Source organism: Erythrobacter sp. HA7-11 (genome assembly GCF_055693605.1).
The window spans coordinates 1,470,160-1,482,251 of sequence record NZ_JBVFUF010000002.1 but is presented as its reverse complement, the minus strand read 5'-3'; the positions used below and the strand labels follow the sequence as shown (position 1 = coordinate 1,482,251).

11 protein-coding genes and 2 pseudogenes are annotated in these 12,092 nt (G+C 59.9%); 5 read left to right on the top strand and 8 right to left on the bottom strand.

What is annotated here, in order from left to right; genetic code table 11:
• Window positions 1–49: 49 nt before the first annotated feature.
• Entirely contained in the window at window positions 50–730 is a 681-nt protein-coding gene (locus ACZ1GU_RS07680) for an ABC transporter ATP-binding protein (RefSeq protein WP_472647437.1), read from the bottom strand.
• A pseudogene (locus ACZ1GU_RS07675) lies at window positions 723–1,965 on the bottom strand (lipoprotein-releasing ABC transporter permease subunit). The gene ACZ1GU_RS07680 and the pseudogene ACZ1GU_RS07675 overlap by 8 nt, the downstream one beginning before the upstream one ends.
• A 188-nt stretch (window positions 1,966–2,153) precedes the next feature.
• Here ACZ1GU_RS07675 and purF point away from each other — a divergent pair.
• The 3 genes from purF (at window position 2,154) to ACZ1GU_RS07660 (ending at window position 4,830) form a co-directional block, all read left to right on the top strand.
• Window positions 2,154–3,626: an amidophosphoribosyltransferase gene (gene purF, locus ACZ1GU_RS07670; RefSeq protein WP_472647436.1), complete on the top strand. Its 1,473-nt coding sequence runs from the start codon at window positions 2,154–2,156 to the stop codon at window positions 3,624–3,626.
• The gene (locus tag ACZ1GU_RS07665; RefSeq protein WP_472647435.1) at window positions 3,627–4,346 is read left to right on the top strand and encodes an SDR family NAD(P)-dependent oxidoreductase; all 720 of its coding nucleotides are present in this window, start codon (window positions 3,627–3,629) and stop codon (window positions 4,344–4,346) included.
• A 142-nt stretch (window positions 4,347–4,488) separates the two neighbouring features.
• Window positions 4,489–4,830 carry a PilZ domain-containing protein gene (locus tag ACZ1GU_RS07660; protein WP_472647434.1) on the top strand — a complete coding sequence of 114 codons (342 nt, stop codon included), beginning with the start codon at window positions 4,489–4,491 and terminating at the stop codon, window positions 4,828–4,830.
• Window positions 4,831–4,865: 35 nt separating this feature from the next.
• Here ACZ1GU_RS07660 and ACZ1GU_RS07655 read toward each other — a convergent pair whose 3' ends face one another.
• The 3 genes and pseudogenes from ACZ1GU_RS07655 to ACZ1GU_RS07645 all read right to left on the bottom strand — a co-directional run bounded on the left by ACZ1GU_RS07655 (window position 4,866) and on the right by ACZ1GU_RS07645 (window position 8,549).
• Window positions 4,866–6,068, bottom strand: a complete 1,203-nt coding sequence (locus ACZ1GU_RS07655) for a serine hydrolase domain-containing protein (RefSeq protein WP_472647433.1) — start codon at window positions 6,066–6,068, stop codon at window positions 4,866–4,868.
• Window positions 6,069–6,154: 86 nt separating this feature from the next.
• A pseudogene (locus tag ACZ1GU_RS07650) lies at window positions 6,155–7,547 on the bottom strand (cryptochrome/photolyase family protein).
• 15 nt (window positions 7,548–7,562) lie between these two features.
• Window positions 7,563–8,549 carry a metal-dependent hydrolase gene (locus ACZ1GU_RS07645; protein WP_472647432.1) on the bottom strand — a complete coding sequence of 329 codons (987 nt, stop codon included), beginning with the start codon at window positions 8,547–8,549 and terminating at the stop codon, window positions 7,563–7,565.
• A 97-nt stretch (window positions 8,550–8,646) separates the two neighbouring features.
• Here ACZ1GU_RS07645 and ACZ1GU_RS07640 point away from each other — a divergent pair, with 97 nt between their 5' ends.
• Window positions 8,647–9,597, top strand: a complete 951-nt coding sequence (locus tag ACZ1GU_RS07640) for an alpha/beta hydrolase (protein ID WP_472647431.1) — start codon at window positions 8,647–8,649, stop codon at window positions 9,595–9,597.
• Entirely contained in the window at window positions 9,594–10,088 is a 495-nt protein-coding gene (locus ACZ1GU_RS07635) for an RNA pyrophosphohydrolase (protein ID WP_472647430.1), read from the top strand. The genes ACZ1GU_RS07640 and ACZ1GU_RS07635 overlap by 4 nt, the downstream gene beginning before the upstream one ends.
• Here the strand turns inward: ACZ1GU_RS07635 and ACZ1GU_RS07630 are convergent.
• From ACZ1GU_RS07630 to ACZ1GU_RS07620, 3 genes are read right to left on the bottom strand one after another with little or no spacing between them, the layout of a single operon-like run.
• Window positions 10,085–10,627: a tetratricopeptide repeat protein gene (locus tag ACZ1GU_RS07630; protein WP_472647429.1), complete on the bottom strand. Its 543-nt coding sequence runs from the start codon at window positions 10,625–10,627 to the stop codon at window positions 10,085–10,087. The two genes, ACZ1GU_RS07635 and ACZ1GU_RS07630, sit on opposite strands and share 4 nt — an antisense overlap.
• 30 nt (window positions 10,628–10,657) lie before the next feature.
• On the bottom strand, window positions 10,658–11,836 hold the full coding sequence (locus ACZ1GU_RS07625; protein ID WP_472647428.1) for an RsmB/NOP family class I SAM-dependent RNA methyltransferase: 1,179 nt from the start codon (window positions 11,834–11,836) through the stop codon (window positions 10,658–10,660).
• A complete protein-coding gene (locus ACZ1GU_RS07620; protein WP_472647427.1) occupies window positions 11,833–12,069 on the bottom strand; it encodes a hypothetical protein in 237 nt (78 codons plus the stop codon). Before ACZ1GU_RS07620 ends, ACZ1GU_RS07625 begins: the two co-directional genes overlap by 4 nt.
• Window positions 12,070–12,092 lie beyond the last annotated feature (23 nt).

Below are 12,092 nucleotides of genomic sequence, written 5' to 3'. Positions count from 1 at the left end.
CTCAGGATGCTTCCCTGAACGTGGGCATCGCCGCGCTGTCAGACAAGCCCTAGGTGAGCACCCCATCATGCAGGCGCACTACGCGGTCCATGCGGCTTGCAAGGCGCTCGTTATGGGTCGCGACCAGCGCAGCGCTGCCTTCTCCCCGGACCAGCTCGAGAAACTGGCCCAGGACCGTGTCAGATGTGCTTTCATCGAGATTGCCGGTCGGCTCATCGGCGAGAACCAAAGTCGGGCGATTTGCAAGTGCCCGCGCCACCGCGACGCGTTGCTGCTCGCCGCCCGAAAGCTGACTCGGGCGGTGGGTCAAGCGGTGGCCAAGGCCGAGGGCCTCGAGCAGACGCTGCGCCCGCACATCCGCCTTGGCCCGCGCAGAACCGGCGACCATTTGCGGCATCACCACATTTTCCAGCGCGTTGAAGTCGGGCAGCAAATGGTGAAACTGATAAACAAATCCGAGATGTTCGCGGCGCAGCTTAGTACGACCATCGGCGGGCAAACGGCTTGCCTCGGTCCCTGCGATGGCGATCGACCCTTCAAACCCGCCTTCGAGCAGGCCGACCGCTTGCAACATGGTCGATTTGCCTGAGCCAGATGGGCCAAGCAGCGCGACGATTTCACCCGGCATAATGTCGAGATCGACGCCGCGCAGAACTTCGATGGTCTGACCACCCTGGCTGAAACTACGCTTGAGCCCCTTGAGCGAAGCAATCGGCTGCGCGCTATTCATAGCGGAGCACCTGCACTGGATCGGTGCTCGCGGCCTTGAACGCGGGATAGAGCGTTGCGAGGAAGCTGAGGATCAGCGCCAGAGCGACGATTCCGGCCACCTCCCACGGATCGGTGCGGGATGGCAGCGTCGAGAGGAACCTGACTTGTGGGTCCCAGATCTGCGCCCCTGTTGACCAGGCTATGAAGCTCACGATCGGTTCGCGGAAGAACAGGATGATGAAGCCCAGCGCCAGGCCCGCCACGGTCCCGATTACGCCGACGGTGCTGCCGGTGGTGACGAAGATTTTGAGGAGGCTGCGCCGAGTTGCTCCCATCGTGCGCATGATGGCAATATCGCGCGTTTTGGCGCGGACAAGCATCACAAGGCTCGAAAGGATGTTAAAAGCTGCCACCAGCACCATGAAACTGAGCGCAAAGAACATAGCAACGCGTTCAACCTGCAAGGCTTCGAACAGGGTCGAATTGATCGTCTTCCAATCCGAAATAACTGCCTGACCCTCCAGATCTGCTTTGATCGGATCGAGTATCTCTTCAACCCGATCAGCATCCTCGGTCGTGACCTCGATCATGCCGATTGTATCGCCGAGCAAGAGCAGGGTTTGCGCATCGCCCATCGGCATCACTACGAAGGCCTGATCGTAGTCATAGATCCCGACCTCAAAGATCGCCGCGACTTCATAGCCGATCTGTCGCGGGACGGTGCCAAATGGCGTCGATCGTCCCTGCGGATTGATAATGGTGATCGTGTCTCCCACACTTGCCCCGATATTCTGCGCGAGCCGCACGCCAATCGCGACCTTGTTGGCGCCAACTTCCAGCCCCGCGATGTCGCCAAGGATGACCTTTTCACCGAGCGTATCGATATCTTCCTGCGTGTTGCCGCGTACCAAGATTGCCTCGACCCGGTACGTTGAAACTGGTCAGCAGAGGTTGTTCGATCAGCGGAGAGGCATCGGTCACGCCCTCGGTCGCCTGGATACGCCGGAGCGTGTCCTCCCAATTGTCGAGCCGCCCGCCATAGGCTTGCACAATGGCATGCCCGTTCAGCCCGACGATCTTGTCGAGCAATTCTGCGCGAAACCCGTTCATCACGCTCATCACGACGACGAGCATGGCAACGCTCAGCATCACCACGCCGACCGAAATCCCGGCGACGAGCGCGATGAAAGCCTCCCCCTTGCCCGGCAAGAGGTAGCGTTTGGCGATCATCCATTCGAAAGGTGATAAAAACAAAGTGCTGCGCTTCTGAGCAGTTTCCGATGGACGAAGGCTTTAAGCAGGCCGCGTGAACGGCGCAACGTATGCCTGCAATGCAACTGTGCGAAAAAAGGCAGGTGTAGCCACCGCAAACGGGTTGTAATTGATCTGTAACACCGCCATTGAGACGGCCATCCAGCAGCGCGGCTTAGGCAGGATCAGCGATGAATTTCACGCACCCGTTTCACGACGAAGACGGCGACACACTTCGCGAGGAGTGCGGTATTTTCGGGGCGATCAACGCCTCTGATGCGGCTGCAGCGACGGCCTTGGGCCTCCACGCCCTGCAACATCGCGGACAGGAAGCGGTCGGCATTACCAGTTTTGATGGCACAACCTTCGTTTCGCGGCGCGGGCTCGGCCATGTGGCCGAAAACTTCTCGACACCTGAGGCGATTGCGGAGCTTCCCGGCGGGATGGCAGCCGGCCATGTCCGATATTCGACCACGGGCGGATCGGGCCTACGCAATGTGCAACCGCTCTATGCCGAGCTTGCCAGCGGCGGCTTTGCGGTCGCGCATAATGGCAATATTTCCAATGCGATGGCGCTACGCAAGGAATTGGTCGGTCGTGGATCGATCTTCCAGTCGACTTCCGACACCGAAGTCATCATCCACCTGGTTGCGACTTCGCGTTATCCCACCGTCGCGGACCGGTTGATCGATGCTCTGCGCCTGGTCGAAGGTGCCTATGCGCTGATCGTAATGACACCCGAAGGCATGATCGCTTGCCGCGATCCGCTCGGCATTCGCCCGCTGGTGATGGGCAAGATGGGCGATGCCGTTGTGTTTGCCAGCGAAAGCGTCGCTTTCGATGTGGTTGGCGCTGAGTTTATCCGCGAAGTTGAACCCGGCGAGATGGTTCAAGTCGATTTCAATGGGAAAGTCAGCTCGCTCCGCCCCTTCGGCGAGCACAAGCCGCGCCCCTGCATCTTCGAGCACGTCTATTTCAGTCGCCCGGACAGCGTTTTTGCCGGACGAAGCGTCTATGAGGCGCGCAAGGCCATCGGAGCAGAGCTTGCCAAGGAAGCGCCCTGCGATGTCGATCTGGTCGTTCCCGTTCCCGATAGCGGCGTTCCGGCGGCAATCGGCTTTGCCCAAGCCTCCGGCCTGCCCTTCGAGCTGGGCATTATCCGTTCGCACTATGTCGGGCGCACTTTCATCCAGCCATCCGACACCGCGCGCCATTCGGGCGTCAAGCGCAAGCACAACGCCAATCGCGGTCTGGTCGAGGGCAAGAAGATCGTGCTGATCGACGACTCAATCGTGCGCGGCACAACCAGCCTCAAAATCGTCGAGATGATGAAGGAAGCGGGCGCTAAGGAAGTGCACTTCCGCGTGGCAAGCCCGCCCACCGCGCATAGCTGTTTCTACGGCGTTGACACACCCGAGCGCTCCAAACTGCTCGCCGCGCGCATGGACTTGGAGCCGATGCGCGAGTTTATCCAGGCGGATAGCCTCGCTTTCATCTCGATAGACGGTCTCTACCGTGCGGTTGGGTCGGAACAGCGCGACAAGGAATGCCCGCAGTTCTGCGACGCCTGTTTCACCGGCGACTACCCGACATCGCTGACCGACCTTGATTTGGGCACGCATGAACCAGCGCAATTGCCGTTCAACGATCACAAAGCAGCGTAAATGACTGACAATTCATCAAAACCGCTCGTCGGTAAGACCGCGCTTGTCACTGGTGCAAGCCGGGGGATCGGCGCTGCCACCGCTCAGGCCTTGGCCGAAGCAGGGGCGCATGTGATTCTCGTCGCCCGCAAGGTAAAAGCGCTAGAAGCGGTCGAGGACGCGATCCACGATGCAGGCGGGACGTCGACGATTGCTCCGGTGGATCTGACCGAACCGGATGCCGTGACGCGGCTTGCGAGCGCGATTGGTAGCCGCTGGGATGCGCTGGATTACCTCATTATTTCAGCCGCCTATCTGCCCGAGCTAACACCCGTCACGCAGATTGATCCCAAGCAGTACAATCAGGCGCTCGTTACCAATGTGATCGCCACCCAGGCATTGCTCGCCAGCTTTGACCGGTTGGTGAAGAAGGCAGAGGCTGGACGGGTCATTGGACTAACCAGCAGTGTCGGTGCGGACCCACGCGCGTTCTGGGGCGCCTATGGCTCGACCAAAGCAGCGTTTGACAATCTGCTCGACACCTATGCAGCAGAAGTCGAAAAACTTGCCAATGTGCGCGTTGCCATTCTGGACCCCGGCGCAACCCGCACAGAAATGCGCGCACGAGCCTATCCGGGTGAGAATCCAGATACAGTCAAACCCCCGGAAACGGTGGCAAATCGCATCGTCGAATTGCTTATGAATGATTTCGAGACCGGCCACCGCGAACGCGTTGACTAGCGAAGCACGCCCGGCGGCGCTGCTCTGGTAAATATCCGCTAACCATCCTCAGTAACTCCCCCTTAAGTCTGGACAGTGAATCTGCGCGCCTGACCAAACGGCAAAGAGACCACTTGTTGATTGGATTTGAGGGACGCAGACGATGCAGACCGAACACGACCGTTATTCAATTGCTGCGCAAGAGGACCGCTGTTCTCCGCGCACGAAACTCACGATTCCGGCGACCTTGCGCGCGTCGGGTGGCCGCGCATTTCAGACTGTGGTCCACGACCTTTCGATCTCGGGCTTCTCCGCCGCATCGATCAACCGGATGCACGAAGGCCAGATGTGCTGGCTTACCCTGCCCGGCCTCGAGTCGCTCTCGGCACAAGTCGTCTGGTGGGACAATTGCCTGGTAGGATGCGCGTTCAACGAGCTGCTGAGCCCGATTGTGCACGACAGCATCCTGCAGCGCTATAGCAACACTGGCGACTATCGCCGCTGAGCATCCCGCCCTGTGCGGGTCGCAACAATTTGAGCTCAGAACGCCGCGGCGATCTCGCCAGCGACATCGCGCCACTTTGCGCGATATTCGCTGCTGGTTGCCGTCGGCCAATTGCTGACGACTGCCAGCACCAAGTCCTTTTCCGGGATCAGAGTGATTGACTGGCCAAAGATACCCTGCGCGCCGTAATTGCCGCCGGGATAGGTCCACCATTGATATCCATAGCCAAATCCCGGTGCATTCGCTCCGAAGTCGACTTGCGCAGCCCCTGCGGAGGCGAACCAACCTTCAGGAACGATGTTCTCACCGCCTTCGAGCGCAAATTGGCCCATGCGCGCATAGTCTGACAGGCGCAGCGAGAGACAGCAGCCACCGACATTGCCGCCGCGCGGGTCGGTCATCCAGAACATACCGCCTTCAAAGCCCGCAGGCTCGACGATCTTGGTCTGTGCGTACTCGGCCAAAGGCTGTCCGATCGCGTTCTCGATGACCACACCGATCAGATTGGTTTCGCCGGTGCTGTAATTCCATTTCTCACCAGCAGGAGCCGCGCGGCCAAGGCTCTTCATCTGCTCGATGATCGCGTTGGGCCCGTATTCGACGACAAAGCGATTGAGCTGCGCCACGTCGCTGTTCGGATCGGTGTAATCCTCGTTCCACGCCACGCCGCTAGTCATCGTCGCGAGCTGACCGACCGTCACGCCATCATAAGATGAGCCTGCAAGGTCCGGAACGTATTGCGTGATCGGGTCATCGAGGCTGCCGATAAAGCCATCGCGGATCGCTGCGCCCAGCAAGGTTGAGGTGAAGCTCTTTGCAACCGAGAAGCTGGTCCAGCGCTGCTCTGCGCCGAAGCCGAGGCCATAGGCCTCAAAACGCTTTTCGCCATCTTTGAGGACCATCACGCCGGAAGCATTGCTCTCCGCCATCAATGCGCGGATCTGGGCCTCAATGCTGCTTGGAAGCGGCGCGCCTTCGGGCAAAGCGCGTGGGCTGGTAGAAGGTGGCACCTCATGCCCTGCAAACAGCGCCTCCATCTTGCGAAAGTTTGCCGATCGGGTCGCATCATCCCAGAACAGGACTGCCAGCGCAGATTGATCCTGCTCTTGCGGCTCGGTCGTGATGACCGGTTCAAGATCAGTGAAAGTCGGTTCGCCGGCATCCGCCACATAGCTCGCCGAGCACCCCGTGAGCGACAAGGTGGCTGCCCCGGCCAGCAGGGCATTTGTGATAGTCATGTGTGCGGCTCTCCCTAGGTATCGTTTTGCGAGCCTATTGCCGCACTCACGCGCACGAGACAAGCGCTGCGCCAAAGACGCAGCGCTCAGTTGCCCTTCATTGACTTGTAGGCAGAGAGCGCCCTTTCGCGCCCTTCCTTATGCGCAATCATCTTGGCCGGGTAATCATCCGGCTTACAGCCATGCTCTTCTGGATCGTGGATATAGGGTTCGTCGAGATGCGCCAATTCTGGCACAAATTCGCGGATATAGGCCGCGCTGTCGAACTTTTCAGACTGCGTCAGCGGGGCCATAATCCGGCTGAACATGTTGGAATCAACGCCCGTGCCCGCATTCCACTGCCAATTGACCGCGTTCGATCCGTAATCGGCATCGACCAGGCAATCCCAGAACCATTGCTCGCCCTTGCGCCAGTCGATCAGCAAGTGCTTGATAAGGAAGCTGGCCGTGATCATGCGCACGCGATTGTGCATCCAGCCCGTCTTCCACAGCTGGCGCATCCCTGCATCGACGATGGGGTAGCCGGTTTGCCCCTTCTGCCATGCCGTGAGGTCGACTCGCAGCGCCTTCGTCCTGATACGGCACGCGCCATTCGAGGTCGTCATAGTCCTCGCGGTAATTCTCGCTCGCATAGGCGGGGAACTGGCAAATGACGTTCGCGGCATAGTCACGCCACACCAACTCGCTTTCATAGCTTTGCCAGCCATCGGAGCGTTTGTACTTGAGTGCATGCCAGATTTGCACGGGCGAAATCTCGCCAAAGTGCAGATGCGGCGACAGGCGCGATGTCTTGTCGACCGAGGGGAAGTTGCGCTTGTCCTCGTAGTCGCTGACGTGGTCTTCCCACTCTTCGAGCCGGGTGTGCGCTGCTTCCTCACCGACCTCCCAGAAGTCGGCAATCCCGCCCGACCAATCGGGCTTGGTAGGCAGCAAGTCCCAATCATCGAGATCGTCGCTCTGCGGCCAGCTATCAGGCGAGGAGAGCGTCTCCGGCTCTGGCAGCGCGTCGCGCGGCGGAAACTCCTCGCGCATCGCTTTGTAAAACGGGGTGTAAATCTTGTACGGATCGCCGGAGCCAGTGGTCACGTGGCCGGCGGGGAAGAGGTAGACACCGTCGTAGAGTTTTAGATCAAGCTTCTCTTCCAGCTTGCCCTGCGCCTTGCGCCACCACGGCTCGTAATGGCGATTGGCGTGGATTGTCTCTGCGCCCGTTTCTTCGGCCAGCTTGGTGAGTTCTTCGACTGCATCGCCGCGCCGCAGGATTAGCCGCGCATTGCGCTGGCCAAGGCTCTTGGCGAGGCTTTCAAGCGAGTGATGCAACCACCAGCGCGAAGCTCCGCCCATTTTGTGATGCTTTGGAGCGTCATCATCGAGCACATAGACGGCGATGACGGGGCCTTGGCTTGAAGCGTGATAAAGCGCGGGATTGTCAGCGATGCGGAGGTCGCGGCGCAGCCAGACGATTTGAGGTTTGGTCATGCCTTGTGAAGCGCACTATCGCATGGGAAGTTCCACACATTTCACATCCGGCAGTGCGACCGAGAAGCGGTCCCGCGCACGCGGATCGTAAAAGCGCGCATCGTGTAAGGTTACAATGCCATCATCCGAACACTTGGCAAACGGCGTACGAGACCAAAACAGAAATGCAGCGACCTGAGAATTGTGTTCCGCAATCTCGGACGCAGTCGGTGCTTGATTTTGCGCTTCTTCGATGACCACCAACCTTTCTTCCGGTAGTGGTACAAACGGTCCGTGCCCATCGCTTAACGTCCAATAACCAAGAGCGGGATTGGCAATCTCCGCTTCAGCATTCGGCGCATGCTGGATGACTTCGCGTTCCCAGAATGCAAACGGCACAGGCGATGCAATTAACTCGGTGTCCTCAACATAATAGTCGTATCGCGTCGCAATCGAGCTGAATAAGCTATTTACGGCGATGTAGACCGCACCGATCACGATCGCCACCCAAGCAGGCCTGGTCCAGTTGCCGCCGCGCTTCTCATTTCGCAGCGAAAACCACGTCGCAAAACCCATCAGCGCCCACAGCCACACATCAATGATAAACAGCGTATCGCCATAAAACCATTGCGAGGAAAACGGCTCCAACAGGCGAATGCCATACACATTCAACCAATCGAGCGCAGGGTGCGTCAAGCACCCGATAAAGCTCAGCAGAAATAGCCATTTGAAGTTCACCGGCAGGCGCTTCTCAGGCCGTTTTCCGCGCTTCTCCTGCCATTTGTCAAAGCCCCACAGCAGCCCCGCCAGGATCAACGGCAGTAGCACCATTGCAGGCGGCCCGTGCGTAATCCCGCGCCGAAACCCGAGGTGCTCGGTCCCTTCCAGCCAGAAGAAACACGCCGCATCGACATCGGGCAGGTTCGCCCCGATAATCAATGCGGGCATCGCCAGTCCGGTCTTTTTCTTGAGGCCTGCCTGGCCGAGCAATGCGCCGACAAGGCTGTGCGTGAGATTGTCCATCGCCCTCACCTAGCCAGCAAGTGTGCGCAAACCAAGTGGAAAAGCCCGCGAGAGACCGCTAACGAGCGGCAATGACATTCCAGCAAGAGGTCCGCTGATGAGCAACAATGCTCCCTATATCCGCCCCGACATGAAGGCATTGCTCGATGGGCTTGCCGCAGCGAACAGCCCGCCCATTGCCGATATGACGCTGGAAGAGGCGCGCGCGGCCTATATGGCGCTGCACGCGATGGCCGACCGACCCGCGCGTGAATTGGCGGTGATCCGTGACCTCACCTGTCCAAGCCCTGATGGCGATATCCCACTGCGGCTCTATGACGCGCGCGAGACCCGCGAGGCTGACCCGGTGATCGTGTTTTACCACGGCGGCGGCTTTGTCATTGGCGACCTCGACACGCATCACAACCTCTGCACCGAGATTGCTGCGCTGATGGACTTGCCGCTGGTTGCGGTTGATTACCGCCGCGCGCCAGAGCACACATTCCCCGCCGCGATTGAGGATTGCGAGGCCGCAACGCGCTGGATCGCATCGTCACCTGAAGCCTTGGGCTGCGAAGCCAGCGGAATCATCACCATTGGCGACAGCGCAGGCGGCAATGCGAGCATCGTCGTCGGCCAGCAATTGGCAGCGAACCCGGCGGATGTCCCAGTCCTGCTGCAAGTGCCGATCTTTCCCCTCGCGAGCGACGCCAATGGCTCGGCCAGCCTTGAGGAGTTCGCCGATGGCTTTGTGCTGACCAAGGCAGCGGTCGAGTTCTTCGATGCCAACTACAAGGCGGACCGCGCCGATCCGCGCGGCTTCCCGATCCTTGGCGATCATACAACCGCCCCGCCGACCGTGCTGGTCACCGCCAGCCTCGATCCAATCCGCGATTCCGGTCGCGATTACGGCGCAGCGCTCATTAAAGCGGGCCGCGAGGTGACCTTCCTCGAAATGCAGGGCGTCACCCACTCCTTCACCAATCTGCGGCAAGCCGTCCCGAGCGCACAGGCCGATCTGGAGCGCATTATCGCTGCGATGAAATTCAAGTTGGAGAACTCGCAATGAGCCACCTCCCCTATCGGCCTTGCGCAGGCTTCATGCTCGTCAACCGACAAGCAAAAGTCTTTGTCGGCCAACGCATTGACCGGCGCGGCTCAGAATTTTCCGGCGCGTGGCAAATGCCTCAAGGCGGGATAGATCCGGGCGAGGACGAAGAGCAGGCAGCCTTGCGAGAGCTTGAGGAAGAAACCGGTGTGGGCGCGCATCTGGTCGAGGTGATCGCGCGCTCAGCCACAACGCACCTCTACGATCTACCGCCCGAATTGCTCGGCAAGATCTGGAAGGGTAAATATCGTGGGCAGGAACAGCACTGGTTCCTAGGTCGGTTCATAGGCGAGGACGCTGACATCAATCTCAACGCGCATGACCCGGCGGAGTTTGAGACGTTTCAATGGGTGGAACCGGCACGCCTGCCCGAGCTGATCGTGCCGTTCAAACGCGACGTTTACGCGGCTCTCGTTGAGGAATTTGCGCCGCTTATTGGACGCGCGGGTTAGTTCGCAGCTGCGTTTTCGCTATCTGTGTCGGCGGCAAAGCGCGCGGGCGGGCCAGCGGCAATGGTGGATTGCAGCGCAAGCGTTTCTGGGCAAGTCGAGCCGCACAGACTGCGCAATTGGGCCAGATTGCGCTTCGCCTTCTCCAGCGCGCCCTTTTCGACCAGAGCAGCGCCCTCGCCCGAGATCGCGGCGAAATTACCGGGATCGCGCACCAATGCCTCGCGGTAGTAACGGATCGCTTTGCCCTGCAGCCCTTCGAAGCGCGCCGCCTCGGCCAGCTCGATAAAGATACGGGTGTAACCCGGATCGACCGCCAGTGCGGCCTCATAGGCGTCAATCGCTGCCTGCGAGTCGCCTGCCTTGAGCGCCGCCTGACCTTGCGCAACCAAAGCAACCGCACGTTCATCCGGTGCCCTGTTCTGCGCGCCTGCTACGCTCGCAGTGACGGCGAAAACCAAAGATAAAGCAGCGGCAGCGGGCGCAAAGCGCATGAGCGTCTCCAATAGGTCAGCAGAGCTGAAAGATGATGGCTTATCCATGAGCGATCTGGGCCATGGCCAAGATTGCTATCATGCAGAAACGAGATTTGCGACAAAAAATCCGTCCGTGCCGTCGTGATACGGATCGAGACGGTGGCCATAGCCGCGCTCTCGCCCGAGCGGCAGCGACACTTTTTGCGCGCTCCATCCCTGATGGCGCTCCAGGAATGCCGCGACGCGATCCAGCCCTTCGGCATCGAGCAGTGAGCACGTAACAAAGGTGATGGCACCGCCCGGCCTCACAAGTTGGGCGGCAATATCAAGCACATGGTCCTGCAACCTATTGAGCTTGGCGAGCTCGTTTGGCGTGATCCGCCAGCGGCTTTCGGGATTGCGGCGCCATGTGCCTGTACCGGAACATGGCGCATCGACGAGCACATGGTCGGCTTTGCCCTGCCATTCGGCCAGCGCCTCCAGCTCCTTACCGGGATCAAGCAGCACGGTGTGGTCAATGCGAGCGCCCGCACGGTTTGCGCGCGGTGCGAGATTGCCGAGCCGTCGTTTGTCGGTGTCGACCGCGATGATTGTCGCCGCATTGCCGAGCTTGGCCGCAAGGGCGAGCGTCTTGCCGCCCGCGCCAGCACACAGGTCAATGACAATATCGCCGGGTTTGGCCTGCACGGCCTCAGACACAAGCTGGCTGCCGTGGTCCTGCACCTCTATCGCGCCTTCACGGTAAGCAGGCCATTGTTCGACCTGAGTGCCGAATGGGAAGCGCAAAGCTTGCGGCGCGGTTAGCCGCTCACCGTCATCAGGCAGCTCAATAGTCTCTCGGTCCGCCCTTAAAGCGTTCACCCGAATATCGAGCGGAGCGCGGCCCAAAAGCGCCTCTGCTACCTCGCCCTTGATGTCGGACTTCGCCAGTTCTTCCGTCAGCCATTGCGGCGCGACACCGCGTTTCGCAGGTTCTTCCCCGGGCGCGATGGGACGCGGGCCGTGCTCCGATCCGTCAAACAGCTCGCGCAGCGAAGGATCATCTTCTGCCAGCGCCAACAAAGCGGCCCGTCCGTTTTCAGGAACCGGACCGCAGGTGCGGATCGCCTGATAGACCAGCTCGCGCACCGCCCGCCGGTCTTTCGACCCGGCATAGCGACGCGCCTTGAAATACTCTGAGATCAGGCGGTCCGCGGGCGCGCCTTTGCTTTGCGCCCCGTGAATGATCGCGTCGAGCAGCTCAATCGCGGCTTGAACGCGTGCAGCAGGTCTCATTCGCTAGACTTTTGGCGTTCGATCCAAGCCGCTTCGTATTCTTCCGGCGAAGGCGCTGGCATGCAGCGATGCTCATAGCGCGCGCCGCTTTTGTCGCTGGCAGCCTGCGTCATGCGCCTTGCCATCTTGGCACCGATGTCCTCGCATTCCTCCATCGAAAGGAACACAAGCTCAGGCCGATGAAGATCGGGTTCATCGGGTCGATCAGGATGCGTCCCAATAATGAGGAGCATTATGGGTACTACCAACTCCATTT

Coding starts and splice junctions, on each gene's coding strand:
- purF (WP_472647436.1), top strand. CDS start 2,154: ATGAATTTCACGCACCCGTTTCACGACGAAGACGGCGACACACTTCGC.
- ACZ1GU_RS07680 (WP_472647437.1), bottom strand. CDS start 730: ATGAATAGCGCGCAGCCGATTGCTTCGCTCAAGGGGCTCAAGCGTAGT.
- ACZ1GU_RS07640 (WP_472647431.1), top strand. CDS start 8,647: ATGAGCAACAATGCTCCCTATATCCGCCCCGACATGAAGGCATTGCTC.
- ACZ1GU_RS07625 (WP_472647428.1), bottom strand. CDS start 11,836: ATGAGACCTGCTGCACGCGTTCAAGCCGCGATTGAGCTGCTCGACGCG.
- ACZ1GU_RS07655 (WP_472647433.1), bottom strand. CDS start 6,068: ATGACTATCACAAATGCCCTGCTGGCCGGGGCAGCCACCTTGTCGCTC.
- ACZ1GU_RS07635 (WP_472647430.1), top strand. CDS start 9,594: ATGAGCCACCTCCCCTATCGGCCTTGCGCAGGCTTCATGCTCGTCAAC.
- ACZ1GU_RS07620 (WP_472647427.1), bottom strand. CDS start 12,069: ATGCTCCTCATTATTGGGACGCATCCTGATCGACCCGATGAACCCGAT.
- ACZ1GU_RS07630 (WP_472647429.1), bottom strand. CDS start 10,627: ATGGATAAGCCATCATCTTTCAGCTCTGCTGACCTATTGGAGACGCTC.
- ACZ1GU_RS07660 (WP_472647434.1), top strand. CDS start 4,489: ATGCAGACCGAACACGACCGTTATTCAATTGCTGCGCAAGAGGACCGC.
- ACZ1GU_RS07665 (WP_472647435.1), top strand. CDS start 3,627: ATGACTGACAATTCATCAAAACCGCTCGTCGGTAAGACCGCGCTTGTC.
- ACZ1GU_RS07645 (WP_472647432.1), bottom strand. CDS start 8,549: ATGGACAATCTCACGCACAGCCTTGTCGGCGCATTGCTCGGCCAGGCA.